Genomic DNA, 14208 nt, shown 5'->3' on the forward strand with positions numbered 1-14208 from the left:
TTGGACCGAGTACATCCGATAAATAATAAGAAACCGGAGAACAACCATGTCTTTAAGCGTGTTCGACCTGTTCAAGATTGGCATCGGCCCCTCCAGCTCCCACACCGTCGGCCCGATGCGCGCTGCCGCTCGATTCGTCGAAGGCCTGAAGCGCGATAACCTGTTAGCCACCACCACCTGCGTCAAGGTGGAACTCTACGGTTCCCTCGGTGCCACTGGCAAAGGCCACGGCAGTGACAAGGCCGTATTGCTGGGCCTGGAAGGCGAACACCCGGACACCGTGAACACTGAAACCGTCGCCGCACGCTTGTCGGAAATTCGCGGCAACGCACGCTTGAACCTGCTCGGCGAACACAGCATTGCGTTCAACGAGAAAGAACACCTGGCGATGATTCGCAAACCCCTGCCCTATCATCCCAACGGCATGATCTTCCGCGCTTTCGACGCCGCCGGCCTGCAGATTCGCAGCCGCGAGTACTACTCGGTGGGCGGCGGGTTTGTGGTGGATGAAGACGCCGCCGGCCACGACCGCATCGTCGAAGACGCCACGCCCCTGACCTTCCCGTTCAAAAGTGCCAAGGATTTGCTCGGCCATTGCGCCACCTATGGGCTGTCCATCAGCCAGGTGATGCTGACCAATGAAAGCGCCTGGCGCCCGGAAGCGGAAACCCGCGCCGGCCTGCTGAAAATCTGGCAGGTAATGCAGGACTGCGTGGACGCGGGCTGTCGCAACGAAGGGATTTTGCCGGGCGGCCTGAAGGTCAAGCGACGCGCCGCCGCATTGCATCGCCAACTGTGCAAGCACCCGGAATCGGCGCTGCGTGACCCGTTGTCGGTGCTGGACTGGGTCAACCTGTACGCCTTGGCGGTCAACGAAGAAAACGCCAACGGCGGGCGCGTGGTGACTGCGCCCACCAATGGTGCGGCCGGGATTGTGCCGGCGGTGTTGCACTACTACATGCGCTTTATCCCGGGGGCCAGTGAAGACGGCGTGGTGCGTTTCCTGCTCACCGCCGCGGCCATCGGCATTCTGTACAAGGAAAACGCCTCGATCTCCGGCGCCGAAGTCGGCTGCCAGGGGGAAGTCGGCGTGGCCTGTTCCATGGCCGCCGGCGCCCTGTGCGAAGTGTTGGGCGGTACGGTTTCCCAGGTAGAAAACGCCGCCGAGATCGGCATGGAACACAACCTCGGCCTGACCTGCGACCCCATCGGCGGCTTGGTACAGGTGCCCTGCATCGAGCGCAACGCCATGGGTTCGGTCAAGGCCATCAATGCGGTGCGCATGGCCCTGCGCGGCGACGGGCAACACTTCGTCTCCCTCGACAAGGTCATCCGCACCATGCGCCAGACCGGCGCCGACATGAAAAGCAAATACAAGGAAACCGCCCGTGGCGGTTTGGCGGTCAACATTATCGAGTGCTGACGCCCACCAGCGCGTCCGCACGTTTTTCAGGAGCTGAATATGTCCACCGAAACCCTGTTGAAAACCCCGTTGCACGCCCTGCACCTCGAACTGGGCGCACGCATGGTGCCCTTCGCCGGCTACGACATGCCGGTGCAATACCCGCTGGGCGTGATGAAAGAACACCTGCACACCCGTGAACAGGCCGGGTTGTTCGACGTGTCGCACATGGGCCAGATCCGCCTGACCGGCGCCGGTGCCGCCAAGGCCCTGGAAACCCTGGTACCGGTGGACATCATCGACCTGCCGGTGGGCATGCAGCGCTACGCGATGTTCACCAACGAGCAAGGCGGCATCCTGGATGACCTGATGGTCGCCAACCTCGGTAACGACGAACTGTTTCTGGTGGTGAATGCTGCCTGCAAGGACCAGGACCTGGCCCACCTGCGCCAGCACATCGGTGACCAGTGCACCATCGAACCACTGTTCGAGGAACGCGCCCTGCTGGCCCTGCAAGGCCCGGCCGCTGTCAGCGTACTCGCGCGCCTGGCGCCGGAGGTCAAGCACATGACCTTCATGCAATTCGCACCGACCCGCCTGCTGGGCGTGGACTGCTACGTCAGCCGCTCGGGCTACACCGGCGAAGACGGCTTCGAAATCTCGGTGCCGGCCGCCAGCGCCGAAGCCCTGGCCCGCAGCCTGCTGGCCGAAACCGAAGTGCAGGCCATCGGCCTCGGCGCCCGCGACTCCCTGCGCCTGGAAGCGGGCCTGTGCCTCTATGGCCATGACATGAACACCGAGACCACACCGATTGAAGCCAGCCTGTTGTGGGCGATCTCCAAGGCCCGTCGTGCTGATGGCGCGCGTGCCGGCGGCTTCCCGGGTGCCGACGCAATCTTCACCCAGCAACAAGCCGGTGTAAGCCGCAAACGCGTGGGCCTGTTGCCACAGGAGCGGACACCGGTGCGTGAAGGTGCAGAGATCGTCGACGAACACGGCACCGTGATCGGCAGCGTCTGCAGCGGCGGTTTTGGCCCGAGCCTGGGTGGCCCGCTGGCCATGGGTTACCTGGACAGCGCATTCATCGCACTGGATACCGAAGTATCTGCATTGGTGCGCGGGAAAAAGGTGCCACTACGTGTAAGTAAAATGCCATTCGTGCCACAACGTTACTACCGTGGTTGATTGACTGTTCCTATAAGTAACGCGGTTGCGTTGACGTGCACTAATCTGTAACGCAACCGCCACATTAAAGTGCACTGTCGATAGTCAATGTTATGTTCCGCCACCTATAACAAGTGACGAATTCTATCGAATAAAGACGTTCCACATTGTGAACAGAACTGTAATGAAGCCGAGCAAAACCTGGGCTTTTTCCGGGGCTTGTTTTTTCTGTCTTAGTTGGCGTAGAGTTTGCCCACTGTGTTTGCATGGGTCGCTTTGAACCTGGACCTGGGCAGTAGCCAAAGTTTGCTACAACCCGTTCGACGTCTCTTACTTTCCTGCAACTCAGCCCAGTACTCTTTCATGTGAAAGGGGCTGTCATTAATTTTTAGCGTCAAGGAAATAAGAAAATGGCTGAACGTCAGAGCGGTACCGTCAAGTGGTTTAACGACGAGAAAGGGTTTGGTTTTATCACTCCAGAAAGCGGTCCGGATCTGTTCGTCCACTTCCGCGCTATTCAGGGCAACGGCTTCAAAAGCCTGAAGGAAGGCCAGAAAGTGACCTTCATCGCGGTGCAAGGCCAAAAAGGCATGCAAGCCGACGAAGTACAAGCAGAAGGCTGATCCTTTCTGCGACAAAAAGCCTCTGATATGACATCAGGGGCTTTTTTATTGGCGTTCTTCCGTAAAATGGCTTTTTTCCTGCTGAGAGCCATGTCATGTCGAAACACCTGCTGAGCCCCCAAGGCGAGTTTCCCGCCGTAGGCCTGGGCCGTCGTCTGGCAGCGATGTTCTATGACTTCTTGTTGTGCACTGCCTTGCTGATCGTCACGGCCTTTATCTACAAGCTGGTGTGGATGGGGTTTGTCGGGGAGGCCAAGTTGCGGGCGCTTTCCGAGTCTGGCGCGCTGGATGGTGACCCGTTGTTGTCGACGATTTTGTTTTTTGTGTTGTTTGGGTTTTTTGCCAAGTTCTGGACGCATTCGGGGCAGACCCTGGGGATGCAGGTTTGGGGGGTGCGGGTGCAGAACGCTGATGGGTCGCGGATCAGTCTGTGGCAGGCGTTGTTGCGGTTTGTGGTGTCGATTGCTTCGTGGTTGTGCCTGGGGCTTGGGTTTATCTGGTCGTTGTTCGACAAGCAGAAACGCGGCTGGCACGACATTTATTCGGATACGCGGTTGGTGCGGATTCCGAAGAAAAAGAAGTAGGTTTGGAGTGGGACATATCCGCTGCCTGGAGCGTTTCCACGCTCTGCGTGGGAAGGATCAAGCCCAAATAAAAGGCCTCGTAAACACGAGGCCTTTTATTTGGGCTTCAATCTCTTCAACTCTGTGGCCTCATCCCTTGGGACATCCCAAACATGAACAACAACAACTCATGATCAGGCTTGGCCGCGACACCGACCTTGGCGATCCGCGGCATCGGGCATTGCTGCCCGACACCCTGCACCGCACTGAGAACTTGTGTCCGGGGCTGCTCCCAGGCAGCCAGGGCCAGGGCAGCTATGCCCAAAGCCCCCAACAGAAACAAACCTCGTGCAATTTCTAGCTTCATTACGTTAAACCTTTGATAGCGCTGCCAAACGCCGTCTCGTAAAAGTAGCTGAGTTTCTGCCAGTCCGTAGAGTTCCACGACGAATGGCGGCGTAACTGCAACATGTCATGCCGGGCCGCCCGCAAAGCCGTCAACCGCTGGCGGCACTTCTCGAAGTCCAGCAGCGCCACTTCAACCTTGGCCGCGTCACCCTCACCCGTCACCCGCACAAAGATATGCTTGATATACAGGCAACCATGCTGCCAACGACCTTTGTGCATCCGCGCCAACGTACCCGCGAGTTCCTTGAGCAAACGCTCATGCACCAACTCGCCATACTGCTCACGACCACCCGCGGCGTACCAGTTTTCGATCTCGTCGAAACCGTCCAGCGACGCCGTCACCAGCAACGCCTTCCATTGGTGCTCAGGGTCGCGACGGGCCTCGCAGAACACCAACTCCGGCACGCGTACATCCAGCAAACGCAGGCCCTTCAGGGCGTCACGCTCACGCAACACCGTGGGGCGCCCAAACGGATGGAGCCAACTGCGGTAGATATGGCCCGTCTGGCGCTTGCTATAGAGCAAACGACCATTGGTGCCCGTCACCCGTTGCACACCACTTTCACCGCCACGACGACGATTGGGCTCTTCGACCCACTCGCCCTGCTGGCGCCAGAAATAATCAAATCGCTCCTCGGGAGCTACTTCACTACCTGGTAAACACTCGACAGCCATCCTGTTACCTCTTGCGCAATACATACACTCGCCACATGGCGTAGAGCGGTATGAAGTCCAGGGATTCCTGAACACGGAAACCGGCTTGCTCAAACTCTGCCTCAACAGTAGCAGCCGGTAACACGAACCGATTTTGGTAACCTTCCTGCTCACCTTTTTTGCGACGGCGCACTTCGGCACGCTTGCGTTTCCAGGCCTTGAAATTGCCGTCTACCCACAACGAGATAATCACGCTGTCGCGGGTAACACGCTGAAATTCGCGCAGTATTGCCAGCCTGTGCTCGGGGTCACCAATGTGGTGCATCAAGCGCATGCAGAAAATACTGTCGACCGCGTTATCTGGCAAATCGATATCAAAGGCAGACGTCTGCAAGGGGCGTACCCGTTTCACCACATCCGCCGGTTGGGCGACCGTGGCGATCTTCAACATCGACGCTGAGTTGTCGGCGCCGATGATCACACGGTTGGGCTTTTCTGCCAGCAGCGGCCAGAAACGCCCGGCACCACATGGCAGGTCCAGCACCAGGCCAGGCTCACCGGCCATGGCCAACGCACCACGCGCCAATTGCTCGTCGCGTTTGTGGGACAACCGGCGAGCCAGATTGTCCTGATGTTTGAGCAAATAATTCTGCGCGTGCTGATCGTCGTACTTATCGGAAAATTCGAGCTTGATTGGGGTAGGCATCACCGGGTCTCCAGTTACTAATGCCTACAACCTTAAGGAGAATCCTGTGATCAACAGGTCAACACGTTGTGAAAAACTTGTCCTGTCGAATCGTATACATTACAAAACTTTGCAGACACAAGTCGTGGCATGATGCCATCTTCGGCGAAAATGAGGGAGTCTGCGGCAGCTTAGCGGCAGGGCAGCCATCAGTCTTTGACCTGACTCAACTCGACGTGAAAGCGGCAGCCATTGGGCTCCATGGTGCTGAGGCTGACGCTCCAACCCTGGTTCTCACAGATGCGCTGAACCAGGGACAAACCCAGGCCCAGGCCTTCTCCGCGCTTTTCACTGCCGCGCACAAACGGTTCGAACATCGCTTCGCGCTTGTCCTCGGGAATGCCCACGCCAGTGTCTTCCACCACAAAACCGCTCGGTTCCAGGGTAAGGCGGATCAAGCCGTGCTCGGTGTAGTGCAGGGCATTACGCAAAAGGTTGCCCATGACCGCGTGCAGGAAGGTCGCGTTGTAGCGGGTATCCAGTGGATTGCCCGGTTGATAGATCAGCTCAAGGCCTTTGCGCTCGATCGGCTCACGCCAGATCCCCAGCAAGTCCTCGGCCACCTGCGCCAGGCTGGCCTGGGGCGACATGCCTGCCTCCTCGCGCTGGGCACGGGCCAGCATCAGGAAGGTCTGTACCAGTTCGCGCATTTCTTCACAGGCCCGCGCAATGCGCTCGACCTGCTTGCGGCCGCGCTGGTCAATCGCCGGGTTCTCCAGCAACAGCTCGCAGGAACTGGCGAGAACCATCAGCGGGGTGCGCAACTCGTGGCTGACGTCACTGGTAAACAGCTGCTCCCGGGACAACGCCTGGCGTAAACGGCCCAGGGTGGCGTCAAAGGCCACGGCCAGCTCGCCGACTTCATCCGCGGCGTAATCCGGCGCCAGCGGTGGCGCCAGGCCGAGTAATTGGTCGCGGTGCCGCACCTGGCGGGCCAGGCGTACCACCGGTGCCATTACCTTGCGCGCCAGCACCCAGCCGAGGAATACCGCCAACGCCAGGCTGAGCACAAACCCCACCAGCACCACGGCAAACAGCACCCGCTCGCGCTCTTCGAAATCGCTCTGGTCTTGCAACAGGACATAACGGCGACCGTCGACCACCTCGACCATGGCATGGTAGGACAGCGCCTCCCGAAACACCTCGTGAAAACCAGGCTCCAGATGGCGCAGATCCTTGGGCAGCTCGAAATCGCCGGGGCCGCCGCTGAAGTAGAACAATTGGTCGGGCTCGGGACGGTGGCTCCAGTCCTCGACGCTGTCCATCAGCAGCAGGCGTTGCAAGTCACCGCCCAGGCCTGCCGAAATGAGTTTTTCTTCCACCAGGTGCACCGTGGCGACGATGCCCATGGCGAAGGCCCCCGCCACCAACGCACTCATCAAGGCGAAGGCGATGATGATCCGCTGGGCAAGGCTTTGCTTAAACTCCATCACGACCCTCGGCCAGGCGATAACCCACACCGTGCACCGTTTGCAGCAACGGTTTGGCGAAGGGTTTATCGATCACCTGACGCAGTTGATGGACGTGGCTGCGCAAGCTGTCGCTGTCCGGGCAGTCATCGCCCCACAGGGCTTCTTCGAGAATCTCGCGGCGCAGCACGTGGGGGCTTTTTTGCATCAGCACCGCCAGCAGCTTCAGGCCGACCGGGTTGAGCTTGAGCAGGCGCCCTTCGCGGGTGACTTCCAGGGTGTCGAGGTCGTAATTCAGGTCACCGACTTGCAGCGCACGGCGACCGCCGCCCTGGGCACGACGCAGCACCGCTTCGATGCGCGCGGCCAATTCCGACAGGGCGAATGGCTTGAGCAGGTAGTCATCGGCGCCGGACTTGAAGCCCTGCAGCCGGTCATCCAGTTGGTCGCGCGCAGTGAGCATGATCACCGGCGTGTCGCGGCGCGCGTCTTCCCGTAGGCGTTTGCACAGGGTGTAGCCGTCAATGCCGGGCAGCATGATGTCGAGCACAATCAGGTCGTAATGTTCGGTGGCAGCCAGGTGCAGGCCCGACAAACCGTCCTGCGCACAGTCTACGGTGTAGCCCTTCAGCCCCAGGTAATCCGCCAGGTTGGCCAGAATATCGCGGTTGTCTTCAACCAATAAAATTCGCATGGGCAGTGTCTCCGTACGCGGTAACGGCCGTGTTGGCTCGCGCAGCTTAAGGCCAAGTATGGCTCACGGCTAGGCCTGAAGGCCGCACCGATTACTGTTTTCAACCGATTGGGGAACTTAACGAGTTTTTCACTATAGGTTCACAAGCTGACTACAGTGTCAGCGCGAAGATCGCGCCCATCGTAAATAAGGAACATTGACATGGATTTTCCAAAAACGGCACCAATGCGCTATTTGCTGCTGGTGACCGGTGCCTGGCTGGTTGTTTTTCTACTAACGCGCGTCCTGCTGCTGGTGACTCACCTGGATGAAGTCAGCGGTAACCTGCTGCCGGTATTCGGCGTGGGCCTGCTGTATGACCTCGGCTTCCTCGCCTATGCCGCCCTGCCCTTGGGCCTGTACTTGCTGCTGTGCCCACCAGGCTTGTGGCGGCGTCGGGGTCATCGTTGGTTCCTGCAAGCGGTACTGACCGTCAGCCTGTTCGCCATGCTCTTCACCAGCGTGGCCGAGTGGTTGTTCTGGGACGAGTTCGGCGTGCGCTTCAACTTTATTGCCGTGGACTACCTGGTGTACTCCAAAGAGGTGCTGAACAACCTGCTGGAGTCTTATCCGATCGGCAAGTTGCTGAGCCTGCTGGCGGTGCTGGCAATTGTCTTGAGCCTGGCCTTGCGTAAACCGTTCAACGCGGCGATGAACTCGCCGTTGCCTGCGATGCGCAAACGCCTGCTCAACGCCCTCGGTTTGTTGGTGGTGGCCGGCCTGAGCCTGCAACTGATCAACCAGGACAGCCCGCGCAGCCAGGGCGGTAACGCCTACAACAATGAACTGGCGAGCAACGGCCCGTATCAGTTCTTCGCCGCCTTCCGTAATAACGAGCTGGACTACAACCAGTTCTACAAGAGCCTGCCGGCCGATGTGGTCGCCAAGCAGTTGCGCGCCGAACTCAGCGAGCCCAATGCACGGTTTATCGGCACGGACCCGCTGGATATCCGTCGCGCCATTACCAACCCGGGCACGCTGCGCAAACCCAATATCGTACTGGTGACCATCGAGAGCTTCAGTGCCAAGTACATGGGCAGCAACGGCGACCCGAATAACCTGACGCCCAACCTCGACGCGCTGCGCAAACAGAGCCTGTACTTCAATAACTTCTACGCCACCGGCACCCGCACCGACCGCGGTCTGGAAGCCATCACCCTGGCCATTCCACCGACGCCGGGGCGTTCGATCGTCAAGCGCATCGGCCGCGAAAGCGGGTTCGGTAGCCTGGGCCAACAGCTCAATGCCATCGGCTATGACAGCGTGTTTGTCTACGGCGGACGCGGCTACTTCGACAACATGAACGCGTTCTTCAGCGGCAACGGCTACCGCGTAGTCGACCAAAGCAGCGTGCCCGAAGCAGAAATCAGCTTCAAAAACGCCTGGGGCATGGCGGACGAAGACCTCTATAAACAGACGCTGAAACTGGCGGATGCCGACTACGCCAAGCAGCAACCGTTCCTGCTGCAACTGATGACCACCTCCAACCACCGCCCGTACACCTACCCGGCAGGCCGCATTGATATCAAATCCGGTGACGGCCGCGACGGCGCGGTGAAGTACACCGACCATGCCATCGGCCAGTTCCTGGAGGCAGCGCGCCAGAAGCCATGGTTCGACAACACGATCTTTATCTTCGTCGCCGACCACACGGCGGGCAGCGCGGGCAAGGAAGACCTGCCGATGGTGAATTACCAGATTCCGTTGTTCATCTACGCCCCCAAGCTGGTGGACGCCGGCGAGAACGCGAAGCTGGCCAGCCAGATCGACCTGGCGCCCACCCTGCTGGGCTTGCTGAACCTGAGCTACGAGTCGACGTTTTTTGGCCGCAACCTGCTGCAAGACAACCCACTGCCGCCACGGGTAGTGGTGGGCAATTACCAGTACCTGGGGTTGTTCGACGGCAATGACCTGGCGATTCTCAGCCCACGCCAAGGCCTGCGTCGCCATGACCAGGCACTGGGGGACAGCCATGAAACCCGCGTGGGTAGCGATGATCCGTTGATCCAGCGGGCCATCACCTACTACCAGGGCGCCAGTTATGACTACAAACAACAGTTGCTGAGCTGGAGGGTGCCCAAGGACGAGGTTCCCCAGGTGAGTACACGCTAACCAAAATGCCCCGGCCAGGTCTGACCGGGGCTTTTTTTAGAGTCTGAGTTCGCCATGCAAGCAATCGCTGTTCGTCCGGTATCCCAACCCCTCAACTTCTGGCTGTGTCTCGGTGTGCCTGCCGTGCTGGCGGTGGCCATGCTGCTGCTGGAGCTGACGTCGCTGGACATGGACATCGCCAAGCTGTTTTACAACGCTTCCGAAGGCGGCTTTGTGGGCCGGCACAGTTTTTTTCTGGAAGACATTCTTCACGACCGCGCCAAGCAGATGGTGATCGTGTTTTCGGTGCTGGCGATCGCCGGGTTTGCCGGTGCCTTTATTTTTGAGCGGCTTAAACCCTATCGCCGGGAGCTGGGCTGCCTGGTGCTGTCGCTGGCGCTGGCCACCTCGTTTGTTTCGCCGTTGAAGACGGCGACCGCGGTGCAATGCCCGTGGAGCGTCAAGGAATTTGGTGGGCAGGAGACTTACAGCGAGTTGCTGAGCCCGAGACCAGCGACCGACAAGCCCGGACGCTGCTGGCCGGGCGGGCATGCAGCGACCGGGTTTGCCCTGTTTGCGTTGTTTTTTGCCCTGAGGGATCGCCGGCCCCGGATGGCACGCCCGGCGTTTATGTTTGCACTGGGCCTCGGCACGGTGCTTTCGGTGAGCCGCACGATGCAGGGCGCGCACTTTCTTTCCCATAACGTGTGGACGGCGATTTTCAGCTGGTTAATTTGTTTGGGCGCCTATTACTTCTTGCTGTATCGACCGGTGAAAGCACCACAACCCGCCCTCCATAAGCAGCCCGTAACGCCTTAATGAACAGCCCTTGCCTCGCCGGGGCCAAGGGCGCAACACTCTGCGCACTTTTTTGGCAACGATCCCGCTGAGCCATGTCCGATACCCTGCTGCTGATCGAAGACGACCTGCCCCTGGCGGCACTCACCGCCGAGTTCCTGCGTGCCGAAGGGTTCACCGTGGCCGTGGAACACCGTGGCGACCGCGCCGCCCAACGTATCCGCGATGAGCAGCCCGCGCTGTTGATCCTCGATGTGATGCTGCCGGGCATCGACGGTTTCACCCTGTGCCGACAGATTCGCGACCACTACACGGGGTTTATCCTGATGATGACGGCGCTGGACGAGAACGCCGAACAATTAGTGGGGTTTGCCGCCGGGGCCGACGACTACGTGGTCAAGCCGATCGACCCGCAATTGTTATTGGCGAGGATCCGCTCGCTGCTGCGCCGCCATCCTCAGGCACCTCGCAGCTACTATCAGTGGGGCGCTTTTCGACTGGACCTGAACAACCACTTCGCCTGGCTTGGCGAGGCGCCCTTGCAGTTTTCGGTGGCCGAGTTCGAGCTGCTTGCCATCTTCGCCCGTCACTGCGGCGTATTGCTCACCCGGGAAAAACTGCTCCAGCGCCTGCGCGGCCTGGAGTACGACGGCCTGAACCGTTCGATTGATATGCGGGTGTCTCGCTTGCGAAAAAAACTGATGAGCCTCGAGTGCCCCGTGACCATCCAGACCATCACGGCGCAGGGATACCTGTTCGTCGAAATCCCGAGCGGGAGTCAACATGCTGTCTAAAGTGCGCCCCTGGATGGCAATCGCGGCCGGCACCAGTTGGGCCGCCCTCACCCTTTACCTGTTGTGGCTGTGCACCAACGCTGCGGTGTTTATCGGCGACTACAGCTTTCTGCGCCTGATGGCCGGGCCGGGTTATCTGGTTGCCGAGCAACTCAAGGCCTTGCCCGCCGAACAATGGGAGGCGCGTGTCGAGTCGCTGCAAGCACGCTTTCAGTACCCGGTGAGCGTGGTGAAAAAGGACGATATCGAGCTGCCACCCGAAGCCATTGTGATGCTCGACCATCATCAACCGGCGCAGAACAGTGATGAGGACGTCACCTACTTCCCGCTGGACGATGACACGGTGATTCAATTCGGCCCCATGTGGGGAACTGCCGAAGTGAAGGACCTGCTGCAATATCCGGTGTATTGGGTGACCGCCTGTGTCGCCGGCCTACCGGTATTGCTGTTTCTCTGGATCGCCCTGCGTGCCCGACGCAAATACACCCACGACCTCAACACCCTCAACGCGAGTATCACTGCCCTCGCCCGCACGCCCAACACGCTGCTGCCGGCGATGAGCCAGGAATGGACGCCGCTGCTGCAGACCTTGCGCAAGCATGCCCAGGACATCACCTCGATGGGCGAACGCCATCGCGAGGTTTCCCAGGCGGTGTCCCACGAACTGCGCACGCCGTTGGCCCGGATGCGGTTTGCTCTGGCACTGCTGAGTAAAAGTGCCGACCCCGACACCCGCACCCGCCTGCAAGAGCGCCTGCAAACCGACATCGAAGAGCTGGAGTCGCTGGTTCGCGCCAGCCTCGCCTTTGCCCGGCTCGCCGATGCACCCAACGACCTGCAGCATGAGCCGATCAATATTCATGACTGGCTACAGCAGGAGTTTGCCCTGCTCGACGGGCACCATCGCTTGCTGACCCTGGACACCCAGCCGGCCGAACTGGAGCTGATCGGCGACCGGGCCCTGCTGCACTTGATCGTGCGTAACCTGTTAAGCAACGCCATCACTTATGCCCGCGAACGGGTGAACGTCAGCGCTGCGTGCCAGGACCAGCACCTGGTGCTGCATGTGGACGATGACGGCCCCGGCGTATTGCCGGAAAACCGCGAAAAAATCTTCGAACCCTTCGTGCGGCTGGCCATGGGCGGAGACGAGCCCAGCGGGTTTGGCCTGGGCCTGGCGCTGGCCAAGCGCGCGACCCATTGGCACCGTGGGGAACTGTCGATCACCCGCAGCCCGTTGGGCGGCGCACGCCTGACCCTGACCCTGGCGCTGCGCCCGGGTTAGGCTGTTACAGCCTGTGACAGTGAAACATCCGCGCTGCCGCTAACCTCGCGACCTTGTCCTTTGGATCAGGTTGGAGAGTCAGTTCATGCGTCACCCTAGACGGCATCTGCCTACGCTGCTGTTATCACTGTGCATGGCCGCCGGTTCATGGTCAGTCAGCAGCGCAGCCCAGAGTACTCACGCGCCCTACTACCCCGGCACCATCCTGCCCAATCGCCAGCCCCAGGCGGTCATGGATCGGCAGTTGGTCACGTTCTACAAGGACTGGAAGGCGGTGTACCTGTCGGGGGAATGCGGCAGCGGCCGGTATTTCGTCAAGGTCAACGCCGACCACAAACCGGTGGGCGGTGGCGCCGCGCCCAACACCATCACGGTGTCAGAGGCTCATGGCTACGGCATGCTGCTCACAGTGATGATGGCGGACTACGATGAAGACGCCCAAAAAATCTTCGACGGCATGGTGCGCTACTTCCAGGATCACCCGGCAGCGTCCGATCCCGGCTTGATGGCCTGGAACCAGATCGAGGGTTGCGGCGACTCCACCGACCCTTTCCGTGGCGACGTCAGTGCCACCGACGGCGACCTGGACATCGCCTACGCCCTGCTGTTGGCCGACCAGAAATGGGGCAGCCAAGGCACCATTGACTATCGCAGCGAGGCCAACACGGTGATGGCGGCGATCATGAAACACGAGGTGCACCCCAGGACTCAGCATCTGATGCTCGGCGACTGGGCCGGCACCGACGGCGACCCGGAGCTTGAGTACACCACCCGCACCTCGGATTTCATGCAGTCGCACCTCTACAGTTTTTTCGCCATGACCGGGGATAAACGCTGGCAGGCGGTTCGCGACAAAACCTATTCGATCATCAGCGACTTTACCCAACGCTACAGCGCCAACAGCGGCCTGGTACCAGACTTCATCAGCCACCTGGATACCTCGATCACCCCTGCGCGATCCGAATTGGTGGAAGGTCAATACGACGGCGGCTACTCGTGGAATGCCGCCCGTTACCCGTGGCGCATCGGCCTGGATTACCTGATGTACGGTGACCCTCGCGCGCTGTACACCTTGACTACCTTCAACCGCTGGGCACGCGCCACCACCCGCGATGAGCCAGGCAACTTCAACAGTGGTTACCGGATCGACGGCAGTTCAATCGAGGAAGCGCAGAATGAGCCGGCCTTTGTGGCGGCGCTCGGAGTCAGCGCAATGATCAGCCCCGACAATCAGCTGTGGCTCAATAACATTTGGGACAACCTGCAACGCCAGTCCATCCGGGATCATGACTACTACGGCAACACCCTAAAACTGTTGGGCATGGTCGTCATGTCCGGCCATTGGGAGCGGCCCCGACCTGCGCCCGTCAACAAAACCGCGCACGTGCCTGTCCATCCGTCATCCGGCGCTGCGGCACCGGGACCCGTGGCATCTTTGTCGCCTGCCTCGCAGTTGATGCTGGCTCGCGGCTTCATGTTCAAGAAACTCCTCGGGCGTCGTGGCGTCAGCTAACGCGAGACGCGGAGCGGCCCTGGAGG

General features: G+C 60.1%; 14 protein-coding genes. 9 read left to right on the forward strand and 5 right to left on the reverse strand.

The features are described 5' to 3' along the window. Positions 1–46: 46 nt before the first annotated feature. The 4 genes from SNL23_RS28225 (at position 47) to SNL23_RS28240 (ending at position 3773) form a co-directional block, all read left to right on the forward strand. Complete coding sequence (locus SNL23_RS28225) at positions 47–1423, forward strand: L-serine ammonia-lyase (protein ID WP_076015355.1); 1377 nt, start codon at positions 47–49, stop codon at positions 1421–1423. Positions 1424–1462: 39 nt separating this feature from the next. Then, positions 1463–2587: a glycine cleavage system aminomethyltransferase GcvT gene (gene gcvT, locus SNL23_RS28230; protein ID WP_076015356.1), complete on the forward strand. Its 1125-nt coding sequence runs from the start codon at positions 1463–1465 to the stop codon at positions 2585–2587. Between the two features lie 389 nt (positions 2588–2976). Beyond that, positions 2977–3189 (forward strand): cold-shock protein, encoded by a 213-nt coding sequence (locus SNL23_RS28235; protein ID WP_003316897.1) that lies wholly within the window; start codon positions 2977–2979, stop codon positions 3187–3189. 95 nt (positions 3190–3284) lie between these two features. Beyond that, positions 3285–3773 carry an RDD family protein gene (locus SNL23_RS28240; protein WP_167663467.1) on the forward strand — a complete coding sequence of 163 codons (489 nt, stop codon included), beginning with the start codon at positions 3285–3287 and terminating at the stop codon, positions 3771–3773. 115 nt (positions 3774–3888) lie between these two features. Here the strand turns inward: SNL23_RS28240 and SNL23_RS28245 are convergent, their stop codons facing one another. The 5 genes from SNL23_RS28245 to colR all read right to left on the reverse strand — a co-directional run bounded on the left by SNL23_RS28245 (position 3889) and on the right by colR (position 7662). After that, a complete protein-coding gene (locus tag SNL23_RS28245; protein WP_008433604.1) occupies positions 3889–4119 on the reverse strand; it encodes a hypothetical protein in 231 nt (76 codons plus the stop codon). Further along, positions 4119–4835, reverse strand: a complete 717-nt coding sequence (locus tag SNL23_RS28250; protein WP_076015358.1) for a lipopolysaccharide kinase InaA family protein — start codon at positions 4833–4835, stop codon at positions 4119–4121. Before SNL23_RS28250 ends, SNL23_RS28245 begins: the two co-directional genes overlap by 1 nt. Positions 4836–4839: 4 nt before the next feature. Beyond that, positions 4840–5520 carry a class I SAM-dependent methyltransferase gene (locus SNL23_RS28255; protein WP_076015359.1) on the reverse strand — a complete coding sequence of 227 codons (681 nt, stop codon included), beginning with the start codon at positions 5518–5520 and terminating at the stop codon, positions 4840–4842. A gap of 188 nt (positions 5521–5708) precedes the next feature. Further along, positions 5709–6989: a sensor histidine kinase gene (locus SNL23_RS28260; RefSeq protein WP_076015360.1), complete on the reverse strand. Its 1281-nt coding sequence runs from the start codon at positions 6987–6989 to the stop codon at positions 5709–5711. Beyond that, a complete protein-coding gene (gene colR, locus SNL23_RS28265) occupies positions 6979–7662 on the reverse strand; it encodes a two-component system response regulator ColR (RefSeq protein WP_003208587.1) in 684 nt (227 codons plus the stop codon). Before colR ends, SNL23_RS28260 begins: the two co-directional genes overlap by 11 nt. Positions 7663–7863: 201 nt before the next feature. Here colR and SNL23_RS28270 point away from each other — a divergent pair, with 201 nt between their 5' ends. The 5 genes from SNL23_RS28270 to SNL23_RS28290 all read left to right on the forward strand — a co-directional run bounded on the left by SNL23_RS28270 (position 7864) and on the right by SNL23_RS28290 (position 14182). After that, entirely contained in the window at positions 7864–9813 is a 1950-nt protein-coding gene (locus SNL23_RS28270; RefSeq protein WP_318304357.1) for an LTA synthase family protein, read from the forward strand. Between the two features lie 54 nt (positions 9814–9867). Further along, the gene (locus tag SNL23_RS28275; protein WP_318304358.1) at positions 9868–10611 is read left to right on the forward strand and encodes a phosphatase PAP2 family protein; all 744 of its coding nucleotides are present in this window, start codon (positions 9868–9870) and stop codon (positions 10609–10611) included. A 74-nt stretch (positions 10612–10685) separates the two neighbouring features. Next, positions 10686–11384, forward strand: coding sequence for a response regulator transcription factor (locus tag SNL23_RS28280; protein WP_167663470.1), 699 nt, complete (start codon positions 10686–10688; stop codon positions 11382–11384). Beyond that, positions 11374–12669 carry a sensor histidine kinase gene (locus tag SNL23_RS28285; RefSeq protein WP_318304359.1) on the forward strand — a complete coding sequence of 432 codons (1296 nt, stop codon included), beginning with the start codon at positions 11374–11376 and terminating at the stop codon, positions 12667–12669. The genes SNL23_RS28280 and SNL23_RS28285 overlap by 11 nt, the downstream gene beginning before the upstream one ends. 85 nt (positions 12670–12754) lie before the next feature. Further along, the gene (locus SNL23_RS28290; RefSeq protein ID WP_318304360.1) at positions 12755–14182 is read left to right on the forward strand and encodes a glycosyl hydrolase family 8; all 1428 of its coding nucleotides are present in this window, start codon (positions 12755–12757) and stop codon (positions 14180–14182) included. Positions 14183–14208: the final 26 nt, after the last annotated feature.

The sequence above is a fragment of the Pseudomonas sp. SED1 genome (genome assembly GCF_034044025.1).
Classification (GTDB): domain Bacteria; phylum Pseudomonadota; class Gammaproteobacteria; order Pseudomonadales; family Pseudomonadaceae; genus Aquipseudomonas.

What these genes read in the sequence shown, in the direction of transcription:
- SNL23_RS28225 (WP_076015355.1), top strand. Translation starts at nt 47, where the DNA reads ATGTCTTTAAGCGTGTTCGACCTGTTCAAGATTGGCATCGGCCCCTCC.
- gcvT (WP_076015356.1), top strand. Translation starts at nt 1,463, where the DNA reads ATGTCCACCGAAACCCTGTTGAAAACCCCGTTGCACGCCCTGCACCTC.
- SNL23_RS28235 (WP_003316897.1), top strand. Translation starts at nt 2,977, where the DNA reads ATGGCTGAACGTCAGAGCGGTACCGTCAAGTGGTTTAACGACGAGAAA.
- SNL23_RS28240 (WP_167663467.1), top strand. Translation starts at nt 3,285, where the DNA reads ATGTCGAAACACCTGCTGAGCCCCCAAGGCGAGTTTCCCGCCGTAGGC.
- SNL23_RS28245 (WP_008433604.1), bottom strand. Translation starts at nt 4,119, where the DNA reads ATGAAGCTAGAAATTGCACGAGGTTTGTTTCTGTTGGGGGCTTTGGGC.
- SNL23_RS28250 (WP_076015358.1), bottom strand. Translation starts at nt 4,835, where the DNA reads ATGGCTGTCGAGTGTTTACCAGGTAGTGAAGTAGCTCCCGAGGAGCGA.
- SNL23_RS28255 (WP_076015359.1), bottom strand. Translation starts at nt 5,520, where the DNA reads ATGCCTACCCCAATCAAGCTCGAATTTTCCGATAAGTACGACGATCAG.
- SNL23_RS28260 (WP_076015360.1), bottom strand. Translation starts at nt 6,989, where the DNA reads ATGGAGTTTAAGCAAAGCCTTGCCCAGCGGATCATCATCGCCTTCGCC.
- colR (WP_003208587.1), bottom strand. Translation starts at nt 7,662, where the DNA reads ATGCGAATTTTATTGGTTGAAGACAACCGCGATATTCTGGCCAACCTG.
- SNL23_RS28270 (WP_318304357.1), top strand. Translation starts at nt 7,864, where the DNA reads ATGGATTTTCCAAAAACGGCACCAATGCGCTATTTGCTGCTGGTGACC.
- SNL23_RS28275 (WP_318304358.1), top strand. Translation starts at nt 9,868, where the DNA reads ATGCAAGCAATCGCTGTTCGTCCGGTATCCCAACCCCTCAACTTCTGG.
- SNL23_RS28280 (WP_167663470.1), top strand. Translation starts at nt 10,686, where the DNA reads ATGTCCGATACCCTGCTGCTGATCGAAGACGACCTGCCCCTGGCGGCA.
- SNL23_RS28285 (WP_318304359.1), top strand. Translation starts at nt 11,374, where the DNA reads ATGCTGTCTAAAGTGCGCCCCTGGATGGCAATCGCGGCCGGCACCAGT.
- SNL23_RS28290 (WP_318304360.1), top strand. Translation starts at nt 12,755, where the DNA reads ATGCGTCACCCTAGACGGCATCTGCCTACGCTGCTGTTATCACTGTGC.